The following is a 14,503-nucleotide window of genomic DNA, read 5'->3' as shown; positions in this document are numbered from 1 at the left end:
CTGCTGCGGGGCAGGCGCCCGCGCCCCAGGCGCCGGCCCCGCAGCAGCGTCCGGAGCCCCAGCAGCCGGCGCCGCAGCAGCAGGCCCCGGCCGCGAAGGCGCAGCCCCAGGCACCCAAGCCCCCGGCACCGCGTCCCGGTGCGGGCGGCTCCGGCCAGTCCGGCTCCGTGGTGCCGCCCAAGCCGCAGGGCCCCAAGCCCGGGCCGAAGCCCGGTCCGCGCGCCCCGCGGCCCGGCAACAACCCGTTCGGTGTCGGCCAGGACGCTCCGGCGCCGCGTCCGCCGGCACGTCCCGGCGGCCAGGGCGGCGAGCGCCCGGCCGAGCGGTCCGGCGGCGGTGACCGTCCGGCTCCGCGTCCCGGTGGCGGCACCCGCCCGAGCCCGGGCAACATGCCGCCGCGCCCGAACCCGGGCATGATGCCCGGCCGCGTGCAGCGGCCCGGCGGTGGTCCCGGCGGTGCCGGCCGTGGTGGTCCCGGTGGCGGCCGCGGTGGCGCGGGCGCGGGCCGCGGCGGACCGGGTGGTCCCCGTGGCGGCGGCGCTCCGCGTGGTGGTCCCGGTGGCGGCGGTGGCGGCGGCGGTTTCCGCCCCGGTGGCGGCGGCGGCGCTCCCGCCGGTGGCGGCTTCCGCGGTGGCGGCGGCGGTCGTGGCGGCGGCGGTGGCCGCGGTGGCACGGCCGGTGCCTTCGGCCGTCCGGGTGGACCCTCGCGCAAGGGCCGCAAGTCGAAGCGGCAGAAGCGCCAGGAGTACATGGAGAACATGCAGGCGCCTTCGGTCGGTGGCGTCCGGCTGCCCAAGGGCGGCGGGGAGACCATCCGGCTCCCGCGGGGCGCCTCGCTGACCGACTTCGCGGAGAAGATCGACGCGAACCCGGCCTCGCTGGTGCAGGTGCTGTTCCACCTGGGTGAGATGGTCACCGCGACGCAGTCCGTCTCGGACGAGGTGCTGGAGCTCCTCGGCTCGGAGATGAACTACAACGTCCAGGTGGTCAGCCCGGAGGAGGAGGACCGCGAGCTGCTGGAGACCTTCGACATCACCTACGGTGAGGACGAGGGTGGCGAGGAGGACCTGCAGGTCCGCCCGCCGGTGGTGACCGTCATGGGTCACGTCGACCACGGTAAGACCCGCCTGCTCGACACCATCCGCAAGACGCGGGTGCACGAGCGGGAGGCCGGCGGCATCACCCAGCACATCGGTGCCTACCAGGTCGAGACCGAGCTCGACGGCAACGAGCGCCTGATCACCTTCATCGACACCCCGGGTCACGAGGCGTTCACCGCCATGCGTGCCCGTGGTGCGAACTCCACCGACATCGCGGTGATCGTGGTCGCCGCGGACGACGGCGTCATGCCGCAGACGGTGGAGGCGATCAACCACGCCCAGGCGGCCAAGGCGCCGATCGTGGTCGCGGTCAACAAGATCGACAAGGAAGGCGCGAACCCGGACAAGATCCGGCAGCAGCTCACCGAGTACAACCTCGTGGCCGAGGAGTACGGCGGCGACACCATGTTCGTCGACATCTCGGCTCGCGAGAACATCAACATCGACGGGCTGCTCGAGGCGATCCTGCTGACCGCGGACGCCACCCTGGACCTGCGGGCCAACCCGGACATGCCGGCCCAGGGCGTCGCGATCGAGGCGCACCTGGACCGCGGCCGCGGCCCGGTGGCCACCGTGCTGGTCCAGCGCGGCACCCTGCGGGTCGGCGACTCGGTCGTCGCCGGCGACGCGTACGGCCGCGTGCGGCGGATGGTCGACGAGTACAACGAGGACGTCACCGAGGCGCTGCCCTCGCGTCCGGTCCAGGTCATCGGCTTCACGTCGGTGCCGGGCGCGGGCGACACGTTCCTCGTCGTCGAGGAGGACCGGGTGGCCCGGCAGATCGCCGAGCGCCGCCAGGCCCGCATCCGCAACGCGCAGAACGCCGCCAAGCGGAAGCGCGTCAGCCTGGAGGACCTGGACTCCGCGCTGAAGGAGACCAACAGCCTCAACCTGATCATCAAGGGTGACAACTCCGGTACGGTCGAGGCCCTGGAAGCGTCGCTCATGCAGCTCGACGTCGGCGAAGAGGTCGAGCTGAACGTGGTCCACCGCGGCGTCGGTGGTGTCACGGAGAGCGACATCGACCTGGCGACGGCCTCCGACGCGATCGTCCTGGGCTTCAACGTCCGGGCCGAGGGCAAGGCGACCGAGCGGGCCAACCGCGAGGGCGTCGACGTCCGGTACTACACGGTGATCTACCAGGCGATCGACGAGATCGAGCAGGCCCTCAAGGGCATGCTCAAGCCGGAGTACGAAGAGGTCGAGCTGGGCCGCGCCGAGGTCCGGGAGGTCTTCAAGTCCTCCAAGTTCGGCACCATCGCCGGTTGCCTCGTGCAGTCCGGGGAGATCCGCCGCAACGCGAAGGCGCGTCTCCTGCGGGACAACGTGGTCGTCGCCGAGAACCTGCCGGTCAGCTCGCTGCGGCGGTTCAAGGACGATGTGGTCGAGGTCCGCGAGGGCTACGAGTGCGGTCTGACGCTCGGGTCCTACAGCGACATCAAGGTCGACGACATCATCGAGACCTACGAGCAGCGCGAGAAGCCGCGCGTCTGAGTCGGGTAGTGGTGCGCGGGGCCGGTCTGGTGACCGGCCCCGCGTCCTCACCTGGGACAGGGAACCCATGTACGTAGGTGCGCTCGAACTCGACGTCCTGTTCGGCGACGTCCATTCGCTGAAGCAGAAGCGGTCGCTGGTGCGGCCGCTGATCGCCGAGGTGCGCCGCAGGTTCGAGGTGTCGGTCGCCGAGGCCGGCCACCTGGACCTGCATCGCCGCGCCCTGATCGGGGTGGCGGTGGTGGCGGCCGACGGTGAACATGTTCGTGACGTGCTCGACGGCTGTGAACGGCTGGTGGCGCAGCGCCCCGAGTTGGAGCTGCTCTCCGCCCACCGCCGCCTGCTCGGGCCAGAAGACTAAGGGGAGTGCGTGATGGCCGATCCGGCTCGCGCCCGCAAGCTGTCCAAGCGGATCTCGCAGATCGTGGCGTCGGCGATCGAGCACGAGATCAAGGACCCGCGGTTGAAGAACGTGACGATCACCGACGCGAAGATCACCGCGGACCTGCACGACGCGACCGTGTACTACACGGTGCTGGGGGAGACGCTGGAGTCCAAGCCGGACTTCCCGGGCGCGGCCGCCGCCCTGGAGTCGGCGCGCGGGGTGCTGCGCAGCCGGGTCGGGCAGGGCACGGGGGTGCGGTTCACGCCGACGCTGACGTTCGTCGCGGACACCATCCCGGAGGACGCCCGGCACATCGAGGACCTGCTGGCGAAGGCCCGCGAGGCCGACGCCGAGCTGGCCCGCCGCGCGGCCGCCGCCCAGCACGCCGGTGACCCGGACCCGTACAAGCAGCCACGCGAGGCCGACGAGGACGACTCCGACGAGGAGTAGCCCCACCCGGTTTCGGTCGGCGGTGGTCGGGTTGCCGCTGCGCCGCGATGCCGGCGAGAGCGATGCCGGCGAGGAGTTGCCGCGCCCGGTCTTGACCCGCGGTGCTTGGATTGCCGCAGCACTGCCGCTGCGACGCGATCTGAGGGGGTCCGCGTGGGGTCGATGGGATGGCTGTACCCGTTCCGTTCCCGGCCGTGGGCCGAGATCGCCGCGGAGTTCCACCGGCTCGCCGACGCGCGGCCGGCCTACCGGCCCATGGCCGAGGTCGTCGACAGCGTGCTCGGCTCGGGCACCGTCCTGCTCGGCACGACATCGCTGGGTGACCTGATCGTGGCCGACCGGCCGGTGCCACGCGCGCCGTGGGGTGCCGTCGTGGTGTCCGGGCCGTGGTCCCGGCGCGCCGCGGTCGCGCCCGGCCGGGTGCGGGTGGAGCACGTGGGCGCCGACGGTGAGTCCGACGAACGTCCCGTCGCCGAGGCCGTGCCGCTGTTCTGGTGCTTCGTGACCCGCAAGTTCGGCGTGATGCCGGCCGCTCAGGTGTCCTGAGGCCGGAGCCCGTCGAGCAGGAACGTCAGGTGCCGGCGCCAGTCGCCGAGCGGAGCGGCCTGGGTGGTGGCGGCGATGGCGAAGGCCAGGTCGTCGAGCCCGAAGTCCGGGCGCAGCACCCCGGCGTCGTGGGCCCGTGCCAGCACTTTCTCGAACACCTCGCCGACTCGCTCCCGGGCCGCCCGCAGCCCCGGTGCGTCGGGGAGCGCGCTCGTGCACAGTTCGGTCATGCCGCGGTCCACCGTCTGCAGCTCGCAGGTCCGCACGATCAGCTCGACCAGCCCGTCCCACGGGTCGTCGGCCCCGAGTGCCTGCTCGGCCTCGCTCGCCCAGTGGTCGAGCATGCCGCCGAACGCCGCCGCCACCAGGTCCATCCGCGTGGGGAACCGGTTGTAGAGCGTCCCGATCGCGACCCCGGCGCGTCGCGCGATCTCCTCCAGCGGCGCGTCCAGGCCCTTCTCGCCGAACACTTCGCGCGCGGCGGCGATCAGCAGCTCGCGGTTGCGCTGCGCGTCGCGGCGAAGGGGACGGGTCACGGCATCCAGTATAAGAAACTTGAGGATTGCCTCATCTTGAGATAGAACTTGAGGGGTCACTCAACTTATCTGGAGGCGAATCGACATGCAGACACTCGCGATCTTCGGCGCCGGTCCGGGCATGGGCCTGGCCACCGCCCGCCGGTTCGGCAAGGAGGGCTACCAGGTCGCGCTGGTGGCGCGCCGCGCGGACCGGCTTTCGTCCTTTGTGGAGACACTGGCCGCGGAAGGGGTCGCGGCGCGGGCGTTCCCGGCGGACCTCAACGACCTCGACGGCCACGCGCGGCTGCTGGCGGACATCGGGCCGGTGGACGTCGCGGTGATCAACGGCTCGCTGGATCTCGCGCTGCTGAAGCCGGTGCGCGACCTGGACGTCGAGACCCTGCGGGCGGCCGTGGAGAGCGTGGTCCTGGCGCCGCTGTCGCTGACCCGGCTGCTGCTGCCGGGGATGCTGGAGCGCGGTTCGGGCACGCTGCTCTACGGGTTCGGCTCGTCGGCGAAGAACCCCGAGCCGATGCTGGCCGGCGCCGGTGCGGCCCAGGCCGCGCTGCGCAACTACGTGCTCGCGCTGCACGCCGACCTGGCCGGCACGGGCGTGTCCGCCGCCGCGATCACCATCGGCTCGCTCATCCGCGACAGCGACGCGGAAAAACTGTTCGACGCCTCGGCCGACGCCCGCCGCGGCTTCGAACCGGACCGCGTCGACCCGGCCGGCCTCGCCGAGATGCTCCTGCGCATGACCCAGCACCGCGGGCCGGCCGAGCAGACGGTCGGGGCGGCCTGATCGCTCAGGTGGTCGCCACCAGGAAATCCTCGCCGCTCGACGGCCGCAGTCCGTCGGGCCGCCCGGCGAAGTACCGGTCGGCCACCGCGGCGCCCGGCACGTGCCGCACGCGGGCGAAGCCGACCTCGCGCGCCAGCGTCAGCATCTCTTCCGGCCGGTAGAAGCTGACGAACGGGGTGCCGGAGTCGCGGGCGCCGCGTGCGCTCGTCTCGAGCCCGGGGCGGTCCGCGTCGTCGAGGAGCTCGACGGGCAGCAGGAAGGTCATGGCGAGCGTGGTTTCCGGCGCGAGCCCGGCGACCTGACGCAGCGTGGCGGCGGTGGTCTCCTTCGCGAGGTACGGGGAGACGCCGGTCGAGGCGACCACGGCGGGCCGTCCCGGATCGAAGCCGGCGGCGACCAGCTGGTCCAACCAGGACTGACCGGCTTCGAAGTCGACCGGCACCAGCCGGAGCCAGTCCGGCACCGGGTAGCCGAGTTCGGCCAGCCGCCGCCGTTTCCAGGCCTGGGTGCCGGGCTGGTCGATCTCGAACACCCGGAGCAGACCGCCGAATTCGGGCCGGCGCTGGGCGAAGGAGTCCAGCCCGGCCCCGAGGACGACGTACTGGCCGACCCCGCGCCGGGTTTCGCCGAGGACCAGGTCTTCGACGAACCGGGCGCGAGCCACGACGCCCGCCCGGAAACTCCGGGTGGCGTCCGGGTCCATGTCCGGGCGCCGCCGCCAGTCGTCACCGGGCGCGGCGAGCCGCAGGCCGATGTCGTCGCGGAACACCGGTGGTGGCGCGTCGACGTCGAGGTGCATCGCCCGCCACAGCGCCACGCGGACGGCGGTGTGGTCCGGCTCCACCGGCGTCACTTCCCGGCCGGCGCCTGCAGCGACCAGAGCCGCCCGTCCGGGTCGCGCACGGTCGCCTCCCGCGTGCCGTAATGGGTTTCCTCGAACGGGGTGACGACCTCGACGCCCGGGCCGGGCTCGAACGCGTCCGCGTCGGGAACCGCCAGCACGATCCGGGTCTGCGGCGTGCGGTCCTCGGGCACCTCGGCGATGAAGACGTACGGGCCGTCGCCGTTGCGGAGCCGTCCCGAGTTGTGGTCGGTTTCGAAGTCGAGTGTGAACCCCAAGGACTGGAAGAACTGCGCAGCCCTGCCCCAGTTGCGGGTTTCCAGGAACACCGCCTCGATCCCGTCGGTGGCCATGTCAGCGCCCCTTCCGCGCGTTGGGTTGTTCGTCGGATGGGTCGGCGAGGTAGGCCCGCAACGCGTCGGCGACCAGCGCCGACAGCGACGATCCCGACTCGATGGCACGGTGCTTGACCTGCTTGATCAGGCCGACCGGCAGGTAGACGTTGAACTGCTTGACTTCCTCGTCTCCCACGAACCGAGGCTAGCATGCTAGCAAGCTAGGCGGAAGGCTCCGTTGTCCCGGGAGCGTGGGTGTCAGTGAGGTCAGGTGGGCTTCCGGGCGACGATCAGGTCCCGCAGGATCGCCTGGTCGACCCGGTGCGCGAACTCCTCCCACGGCCCGCCGGCGCGAACCTCCAGCCCGGCGCGGTCGAGGATCGACGCGATCTCCTCGCGCTTGGCGACGTGCGTGTTCCAGCTCAGGCCCAGCGCGCCGCCCGGCTTGAGCACCCGCGCCCACACCGGCACGGCGGCCGCCAGCAGGTCGCGCGGGCTCCGCGTGAGCTCGTCGGGCTGGTGGCTGCCGTGCTGGACGCCGTAGGGTGCGTCGGCGACCACGACGTCGGCCGAGCCGGCCTTGAGCAGCTCGTCGGTGGTCAGGGTGTCGGCGTTGAAGAACGTGACGTGCCGCGCGTCGCCGGCCTTCCAGCGTTCCTTGTCCAGCGCGTAGGAGATCTCCAGGCGCTGGCCGAGCCGGTGCTTGTGCCGCCGCAGCGGGCCGGAGTCGGCGTTGTGCTTGACGCGCTTCTGCCGCAGCCAGGTCTTGATGAACCGTTCGTAGGCCTCGAAATCCTTCTTGTCGACGTCCAGCCCGGTCGCGTCCAGGCCGTACATCATCGCCTGGTTCAACGTGGTGCCGCGGCCGCACAACGGGTCCACCACGTGCAGCGGGCGGTCCAGGAACTCGGCGGGCCGGGACCGGGACAGCAGCGTGACGTTGAGCAGCAGCTTGGTGAACAGCTCGTTGGTCTTGCCCGGGTACTTCTGGATCGTGAGCAGGTCCGAGTCGAACCGGTCCAGCGGCGTGATCTCCAGCGGGCGCAGCAGGTCGCCGCTGAACTCGAACAGCGCGTACAGCGACGAGAGGTTCGACAGCAGCGCGATGTCCTCTTCGGACAGCGGCTCCGCGGTGGCGAACGTGACGTAGGTGACGCCGCCGATCCGGCGCTCGCCGATCTCGGCCGGCGGTGTGCGCAGGGCCTCGCCGAACACGGTCAGTTCGGCCCGCAGCAGACCGGCGGAGGCGTCGGCGTAGACGCGGTTGGCGCCGGGGTAGAGGAGGATCCCGTAGTCGAACATCGGGAAAAAGCGTAGCTTGCCCGCATGAGCACCTCCGCCCCGCTCGACTTCCCGCGCGCCGCAGGGCTGCTGCGGCAAGCGAACGACGTCACCCTGCTGGCCCACGTCCGCCCGGACGCCGACGCGCTCGGCAGCGCGCTGGCCCTCGGCCGGGCGCTCTACCTGCGGGGCGCGACGGTCCGCGTGTCCTTCGCCGAGCCCGCCGAGGTGCCGGAGAGCCTGCGCGGCCTCGACGCCGACAACCTGGTCGTGCCGGCCGCCGAGGTGCCGCCGTCGGCCGGGCTGCTGGTGTGCCTGGACACGCCGAGCCCGGCGCGGCTGGGTTCGCTGGCCGGCCGGGTGGACGCGACGCGCGCGGCCGGCGGCGAGGTGCTCGTGGTCGACCACCACGCGTCGAACCTGCGTTACGGCTCGGTGCACCTGGTCGACGACACGGCCGAGGCGACCGCGGTGCTGGTGCTGGCGCTGCTGGACGAGATGGGGGTGGCGCTGGACGAGCCGATCGCGCGCTGCCTGTACGCGGGGCTGGTGACCGACACCGGCGGCTTCCGGCGGGCCCGGCCGTCGACCCACCACGCGGCGGCCCGGTTGCTGGAGGCCGGGGTCGACCCGGACCGGCTCGCGCGCGAAATCATCGACGACCACCCGTTCGCGTGGCTGCCGATGCTGTCCGCCGTGCTGGCGACCGCGCGGCTGGAACCGGAGGCGGCGCAGGGCTTCGGGCTCGTGCACGCGGTGGTGACCGCGGACGTGGCCGCTACGGTGCGGCTGGAGGAGGTCGAGGGCGTGGTGGACGTGATCCGCTCGACGCGCGAGGCCGAGGTCGCGGTGGTGCTGAAGGAGCAGGCGCCGGGGGAGTGGTCGGTGTCGTTCCGGGCGATCGGGAAGATCGACGTGTCCCAGGCGGCGCGCAGCCTGGGCGGCGGCGGGCACCGGCTGGCGGCCGGCTGCACGATCCACGGCACGGCGGAGGAGGGACTGGCACTGGTGCGGCGCGCGCTGGCGGAGGCACCGCTGCTGAGCTGACCGGTTGCCGGGGCCTCGCAGCCGTGGTGGCTGTGAGATGCGCGTTGCGCTGGGACTGGGTTGGTGGCCTGGCGTGGTCCCGGCGGGGTGCCGCGTGTGGTGCCTGGCGGGCGCCGCGCCGGGGGCTGTCGGGGCTGTCCGGCGCAGACCCCGAGGGAATTCTGCCGGCGCACGCCACGCTGGAGCCCGCGCCGGAGCGCTCGCCGCCGCCGGGGAGCTGATCTTGTCGGACCCCCCGGTTAACCTGCGAGCGTGTCCGAAACCGTGGAGTCCGCCGGCGAGAAGGTGCCGGCCCGGCGTGTCCTGGGGCTGGCCGTCCCGGCGCTCGGGGTGCTCGCCGCCGAGCCGTTGTACGTTCTCGTCGACACGGCCGTCGTCGGGCATCTGGGGGCGCTTCCGCTCGCCGGGCTTGCCGTCGGCGGCGTCGTGCTCGCCCAGGTTTCCACCCAGCTGACGTTCCTGTCCTACGGCACCACCTCCCGCACCGCCCGCCTGCACGGCGCCGGCCGCCGGGCGGAGGCGGTCAGCGAGGGCGTCCAGGCCACCTGGCTCGCGATCATCGTCGGGCTCGTCGTGCTCGCCGCGGGGCAGCTGCTCGCCGGGCCGGTCGCGCGTGTGCTGTCCGGCAGTGACGAGGTCGCCGCGGCGGCGGTGTCCTGGCTGCGCATCGCGTTGTTCGGGGCGCCCCTGATCCTGATCACCATGGCCGGCAACGGCTGGATGCGCGGAGTCCAGGACGCGGCCCGCCCGCTGCGGTACGTCCTGGCCGGCAACGGGATCTCCGCGGTCCTCTGCCCGCTGCTCGTCTACGTCGCGGACTGGGGACTGGAAGGCTCGGCCGTCGCCAACGTCGTCGCCCAGGTGATCAGCGCCGGGCTGTTCCTGCGGGCCCTCGCCGCCGAGAAGGTGCCGCTCCGGCCGCATCCGAAGGTGATGCGCGCGCAGCTCGGCCTCGGGCGGGACCTCGTGCTGCGCAGCCTCGCCTTCCAGGCGTGCTTCGTCTCCGCCGCCGCGGTCGCCGCCCGCACCTCGACCGCGGCCGTGGGCGCGCACCAGATCGTGCTGCAGCTGTGGACGTTCCTGTCCCTGGTCCTGGACTCGGTCGCGATCGCGGCGCAGTCGCTCGTCGGGGCGGCGCTGGGGGCGGGCTCGGCGCGGCAGGCGCGCGGGGTGGCCGGGCAGATCACGCGCTACGGGCTGATCATGGGCTGCGTGCTCGGCGTGGTGTTCGCCGCGGTGTCGCAGGTCCTGCCGCACGCGTTCACCTCCGACGCCGGCGTGCTGGGCGAGGTGCCGCACGCGTGGTGGTTCTTCGTGGCGCTGCAGCCGATCGCCGGGGTGGTGTTCGCGCTGGACGGAGTGCTCCTCGGCGCGGGCGACGCGGCGTTCCTGCGCACCGCGACGCTCGTCAGCGCGGCGCTCGGGTTCCTGCCGCTGATCTGGGCCTCGCTCGGCTTCGGCTGGGGGCTGACCGGCATCTGGACCGGGCTGTCGCTGTTCATGGTGCTGCGCCTGGCCGCGGTGGTGGCCCGCTGGCGCTCCGACCGGTGGACGGTCATCGGCGCCGTCCGCTGACGCCCTCCGCGCGGCGTGGGTGCCATGCGATCGGGCGGATTCGATGCCCGGCTCGAAACCGCTGCCGCCAGATAGGAGCCCCGTCTGCCGAACGGGTGGACCCCGCTCGGCCATGTGGCTGAAAACACTTCGGTAACAGGTAAGTTTCAGCCTTGCATAGGCGATACAACTATCGGGACGGCGATGCGGGCGTCCCCGTGCCGAATCGTCGCCTATCCATTCCGGGAGGAATCCTTCGTGCCGCCGCAGCAGGCACCCGTGACCGGCAGGGCCAGCCGCCGGTCGTGGCTCATCTGGTTCACCGCCGCCATCGTCTACCTCCTCTCCGTCTTCCACCGCACCTCGTTCGGGGTCGCCGGGCTGGAAGCCGCCGACCGGTTCGGGGTCGGCGCCGCCGCGCTCTCCACGTTCACCGTCCTGCAGGTCGGCGTCTACGCCGCCATGCAGATTCCCACCGGCGTCCTCGTCGACCGCTTCGGGCCGCGCAAGGTGCTCACCGCCGCGCTGCTCTTCCTCGGCCTGGGCCAGATCCTCGTCGCCGTCGCGGACACCTACGCGCTGGGCCTGCTCGCGCGCGGGGTGCTCGGCTTCGGTGACGCGCTCACGTTCGTCAGCGTGCTGCGCCTGATCGCCGCGCACTTCCCGGGCCGCCAGTACGCCGTCGTCACCAGCTTCACCACCGCGATCGGCTTCCTCGGCAACCTCGCCGCGACCGTCCCGCTCACCCTGCTGCTCGCCGGACCCGGCTGGACCCCGACGTTCCTCGCCGCCGGCCTGGTCACCGCGATCTACTCCGCCGTCGTCGCCGGCCGCGTCCGCGACACCCCGGCCGGCGCCACCCCCAAGGCCGGCCCGGTCCACGCCCGCGAGCTGGCCCGCCAGGTCCGCACGGCCTGGCGCGTCCCGGGCACCCGCCTCGGTTTCTGGGTGCACTTCTCCACGATGTTCGCCCCGAACGTGCTGACCCTGCTGTGGGGCGTGCCGTTCCTGGTGCAGGGCCAGGGCCGCCCGGCCGCGACCGCCAGCGCCCTGCTGACCGTGTTCGTGTTCGGCTCGATGATCGGCGGCCCGCTGGTCGGCAGCATCATTTCCGCCCGCCCCGGCGCGCGGATGCCGCTGGTGCTCGGCTACCTCGCCGGCGCCGCGGTGGTGTGGGCCGTGCTGCTGAGCTGGCCCGGCCAGATCCCGGTCGGCGTGCTGGTGCCCGCGTTCGCCTTCCTGTCGCTGGGCGGCCCGGCCTCGATGATCGGGTTCGCGCTGGCCCGCGACTACAACCCGCTGTCCCGCGTGGGCACCGCGACCGGCGTGGTCAACGTCGGCGGGTTCGTCGCCACGACGATCACCGCGCTGGTGGTCGGTGTGCTGTTGCAGCTGACCGGCGGCCAGTTCCGGGTCGCGCTGCTGGTGGTCGTCGCGCTGCTGGCGCTGGGCACGTTCCGCATGCTGGTGTGGTGGCTGCGCGCCCGCGCCGAGCTGTTCGCCGCGCAGGAGCGGGGCGAGCACGTGCCGGTGCAGGTGCGCCGCCACGTGTGGGACGCCCCGGCGAGGAAGGTCCCGCAACCCGCATAACGGCGCCCCGTAAGGTGTCCAGCCGTGTCCCAGCCGAAGACTCGACGCCCCGCGCCCCCGCCCGGCCTGCTCGTGGTGGACAAACCGCCGGGCATGACGTCCCACGACGTGGTGGCGCGGGTGCGCCGGATCATGGGCACCCGCAAGGTCGGGCACGCCGGCACGCTCGACCCGATGGCGACCGGCGTGCTGGTGCTGGGCATCGAACGGGCGACCAAGCTGCTGGGCCACCTCGCGCTGGACCGCAAGACCTACCTCGCCACGCTGGCCCTCGGCGTGTCGACCACCACCGACGACGCCGAGGGCGAGCACCTCTCCACGGCCGATCCGGACGCGCTGGCCGCCGTCACCGACGCGGCGATCGCGTCCGGGATCGCCGCGCTGACCGGGGAGATCCAGCAGGTCCCGAGCGCGGTGAGCGCCGTGAAGATCGCCGGCAAGCGGGCGTACGCGCGCGTGCGGGCCGGTGAGGAGGTTGCGCTGAAGCCGCGGCCGGTCACCGTCTACCGCTTCGACCTGCTCGCCACCCGCCGCGTGGCCGATCGCATCGAGCTGGACGCGGTCGTCGAGTGCTCGTCGGGCACCTACGTGCGGGCGCTGGCCCGCGACCTCGGGGAGGCGCTCGGGGTGGGCGGTCACCTCGCCGCGCTGCGCCGCACCACGGTCGGCCCGTTCGGCATCGCCGCCGCGCGCACATTGGAGCAGCTGGAGGAGAAGCCGGAGCTGTCGTTCGACCTGGACCAAGCCGTGGCCGCGGCGTTCCCCCGCTACGAGGTCGACGCGGCGACCGCCCGGGCCGTCCGATATGGACAGCAGGTGCGCGCCTCCGGGATCGAGGGCACCTACGGGGTGTTCGACCCGGACGGCCACGCGCTCGCTCTCGCCGTCGATGCCGGCGGCGTGGCCCGCTCGGTGGTCGTCCTGGCTCCGGCTTAGAGGCCAGCCGCTTCCCCACCACCACCCTCAACGGTCGCGCTTCGCGCGGCAGTACCCTTCAGGCGTGCAGAGGTGGCGAGGGCTTGCTGATCTCCCCGGGGGCTGGGGACGGTGTGTGGTCACGATCGGCGTGTTCGACGGGGTGCACCGCGGGCACCAGGCGCTGATCGCCCGGACGGTCGAGGTGGCCAAGACCCGCAACCTGCCCAGCGTGATGCTGACGTTCGACCCGCACCCGTCCGAGGTCATCCGGCCCGGGAGCCATCCCGCCCAGCTGACCACGCTGCGCCGCAAGGCGGAGCTGGTCGAGCAGCTCGGCATCGACGTGCTGTGCGTGCTGCCGTTCACCGCGGAGCTGTCCCGGCTGACCGCGCACGAGTTCGTGCACGAGGTGCTGGTCGACCGGCTGCACGCGGCCGCCGTCGTGGTGGGGGAGAACTTCACGTTCGGGCACAAGGCCGCCGGTGACGTGGCCCTGCTCAAGGAGCTGGGCCGCCGGTTCGGGTTCGCCACCTACGGCGCCGAGCTGCAGGGCGGCAGCATGCCCGACGGCGAGTACGCGGAGATCACCTTCTCCTCGACCTACGTCCGGTCGTGCATCGACGCCGGTGACGTGGTCGTCGCCGCCGACGCGCTCGGCCGGCCGCACCGGCTGGAGGGCATCGTGGTGCGCGGCGACGGCCGGGGCCACGACCTGGGCTACCCGACGGCCAACCTGTCCACGCCGCGGTACGCCGCGGTGCCCGCCGACGGCGTCTACGCCTGCTGGTTCGTCCGCGACAACCAGCCCGGCCGGCTGCTGCCCGCGGCCGTGTCGGTCGGCACCAACCCGACGTTCTCCGGCCGCGAGCGCACCGTGGAGGCGTTCGTCCTGGACGTGGACGAGGACTTCTACGGCCAGCACGTGGCACTGGACTTCGTCGGCCGCCTGCGCGACATGGTGAAGTTCGCCAGCGTCCACGACCTCGTCGAGCAGATCGGCGACGACGTGCGCCGCACCCGGGCGATCCTCGGCCTGGACGGCTGACCGCGACGAGTGCGAATGCGAATCGTCGGGTGATTCCGCCCCGCGCGCCCGATCCCACCTGGCAAGATGGGCTCGGCGCGGGCCAGGGCTGTTTGGGGAGAGCAGGGAGCACAGCACGTGGATGACCACAAGATCGTCCAGCGGAACATCGCCCTCCAGCGGGAGTGGTACGGCGAGCCGCTGGGGGACCGGGTGCGCCGTCTCGTGGTCGCCTTCGACGTCTCGCAGGCCTACCTGGCCGACGTGCTGGGCATCAGCGCTCCGATGCTGAGCCAGGTGATGAGCGGCCGTCGCGCCAAGATCGGCAACCCGGTGGTGCTCGCGCGGATGATCATGCTCGAACGCAAGTGCCTCATCCCCGAGGTCGCCGCCGGTCACAAGGACGCCCTGATGGCCGCGCTGGAGGACGTGCGCGACGCGCGGCCCACGGTCGGCCGCGACACCTTCCCGGTCAACGCGCTGTCCGAGGAGCGGGCGGTGCTGTCCGCGCTGCGGGACATCGCCGAGGACGAGGACCTGATCGAGGCGGCCAAGCGGCTCGACGACGAGTTCCCGGCCCTGGCCGACCTGCTCCGCCGCGCCGGGCAGCAGGGCTGA

Annotated in this window: 16 protein-coding genes; 11 read left to right on the top strand and 5 right to left on the bottom strand. The window is 72.8% G+C overall.

Features of this window, described 5'->3' with window-relative positions:
• The 4 genes from infB to D0D15_RS27805 all read left to right on the top strand — a co-directional run.
• On the top strand, positions 1 to 2,594 hold a 2,594-nt coding region (gene infB, locus D0D15_RS27820), incomplete at its 5' end, for a translation initiation factor IF-2 (protein WP_115944868.1).
• 67 nt (positions 2,595 to 2,661) lie between these two features.
• Positions 2,662 to 2,955 carry a DUF503 domain-containing protein gene (locus D0D15_RS27815; protein WP_094005847.1) on the top strand — a complete coding sequence of 98 codons (294 nt, stop codon included), beginning with the start codon at positions 2,662 to 2,664 and terminating at the stop codon, positions 2,953 to 2,955.
• Positions 2,956 to 2,967: 12 nt separating this feature from the next.
• Positions 2,968 to 3,429, top strand: a complete 462-nt coding sequence (gene rbfA, locus D0D15_RS27810; protein ID WP_094005848.1) for a 30S ribosome-binding factor RbfA — start codon at positions 2,968 to 2,970, stop codon at positions 3,427 to 3,429.
• Positions 3,430 to 3,591: 162 nt separating this feature from the next.
• Complete coding sequence (locus D0D15_RS27805) at positions 3,592 to 3,975, top strand: hypothetical protein (protein ID WP_094005895.1); 384 nt, start codon at positions 3,592 to 3,594, stop codon at positions 3,973 to 3,975.
• Here D0D15_RS27805 and D0D15_RS27800 read toward each other — a convergent pair.
• Positions 3,963 to 4,511: a TetR/AcrR family transcriptional regulator gene (locus tag D0D15_RS27800; RefSeq protein WP_094005849.1), complete on the bottom strand. Its 549-nt coding sequence runs from the start codon at positions 4,509 to 4,511 to the stop codon at positions 3,963 to 3,965. The two genes, D0D15_RS27805 and D0D15_RS27800, sit on opposite strands and share 13 nt — an antisense overlap.
• Before the next feature lie 85 nt (positions 4,512 to 4,596).
• Here D0D15_RS27800 and D0D15_RS27795 point away from each other — a divergent pair, with 85 nt between their 5' ends.
• Entirely contained in the window at positions 4,597 to 5,295 is a 699-nt protein-coding gene (locus tag D0D15_RS27795; RefSeq protein WP_094005850.1) for an SDR family NAD(P)-dependent oxidoreductase, read from the top strand.
• 4 nt (positions 5,296 to 5,299) lie between these two features.
• On the opposite strand, the gene D0D15_RS27790 is transcribed toward D0D15_RS27795, so the two are convergent.
• The 4 genes from D0D15_RS27790 to D0D15_RS27775 form a co-directional block, all read right to left on the bottom strand.
• Entirely contained in the window at positions 5,300 to 6,139 is an 840-nt protein-coding gene (locus tag D0D15_RS27790; protein WP_255407906.1) for a class I SAM-dependent methyltransferase, read from the bottom strand.
• Positions 6,140 to 6,144: 5 nt separating this feature from the next.
• Complete coding sequence (locus tag D0D15_RS27785; protein WP_094005851.1) at positions 6,145 to 6,489, bottom strand: VOC family protein; 345 nt, start codon at positions 6,487 to 6,489, stop codon at positions 6,145 to 6,147.
• Between the two features lies 1 nt (position 6,490).
• Complete coding sequence (locus D0D15_RS27780) at positions 6,491 to 6,667, bottom strand: ribbon-helix-helix domain-containing protein (RefSeq protein ID WP_094005852.1); 177 nt, start codon at positions 6,665 to 6,667, stop codon at positions 6,491 to 6,493.
• 71 nt (positions 6,668 to 6,738) lie between these two features.
• Positions 6,739 to 7,773, bottom strand: a complete 1,035-nt coding sequence (locus D0D15_RS27775) for a TRM11 family SAM-dependent methyltransferase (protein ID WP_094005853.1) — start codon at positions 7,771 to 7,773, stop codon at positions 6,739 to 6,741.
• Between the two features lie 24 nt (positions 7,774 to 7,797).
• On the opposite strand from D0D15_RS27775, the gene D0D15_RS27770 reads away from it, so the two are divergent.
• The 6 genes from D0D15_RS27770 (at position 7,798) to D0D15_RS27745 (ending at position 14,503) form a co-directional block, all read left to right on the top strand.
• Complete coding sequence (locus tag D0D15_RS27770) at positions 7,798 to 8,799, top strand: DHH family phosphoesterase (RefSeq protein WP_094005854.1); 1,002 nt, start codon at positions 7,798 to 7,800, stop codon at positions 8,797 to 8,799.
• Positions 8,800 to 9,051: 252 nt separating this feature from the next.
• The gene (locus D0D15_RS27765) at positions 9,052 to 10,374 is read left to right on the top strand and encodes an MATE family efflux transporter (RefSeq protein WP_162830674.1); all 1,323 of its coding nucleotides are present in this window, start codon (positions 9,052 to 9,054) and stop codon (positions 10,372 to 10,374) included.
• A gap of 258 nt (positions 10,375 to 10,632) precedes the next feature.
• Entirely contained in the window at positions 10,633 to 11,943 is a 1,311-nt protein-coding gene (locus D0D15_RS27760; RefSeq protein ID WP_115944867.1) for an MFS transporter, read from the top strand.
• Between the two features lie 24 nt (positions 11,944 to 11,967).
• Positions 11,968 to 12,879, top strand: coding sequence for a tRNA pseudouridine(55) synthase TruB (gene truB / locus D0D15_RS27755; RefSeq protein WP_094005856.1), 912 nt, complete (start codon positions 11,968 to 11,970; stop codon positions 12,877 to 12,879).
• Between the two features lie 64 nt (positions 12,880 to 12,943).
• Positions 12,944 to 13,906 carry a bifunctional riboflavin kinase/FAD synthetase gene (locus D0D15_RS27750; RefSeq protein WP_115944866.1) on the top strand — a complete coding sequence of 321 codons (963 nt, stop codon included), beginning with the start codon at positions 12,944 to 12,946 and terminating at the stop codon, positions 13,904 to 13,906.
• A gap of 117 nt (positions 13,907 to 14,023) precedes the next feature.
• A complete protein-coding gene (locus D0D15_RS27745; protein WP_094005858.1) occupies positions 14,024 to 14,503 on the top strand; it encodes a helix-turn-helix domain-containing protein in 480 nt (159 codons plus the stop codon).

Origin of the sequence: Amycolatopsis thermalba (assembly GCF_003385215.1) — a bacterium.
GTDB classification, from domain to species: domain Bacteria; phylum Actinomycetota; class Actinomycetes; order Mycobacteriales; family Pseudonocardiaceae; genus Amycolatopsis_E; species Amycolatopsis_E thermalba.
Note: the sequence above shows the minus strand (reverse complement) of the source record. Positions and strands in the feature narration are given on the sequence as shown.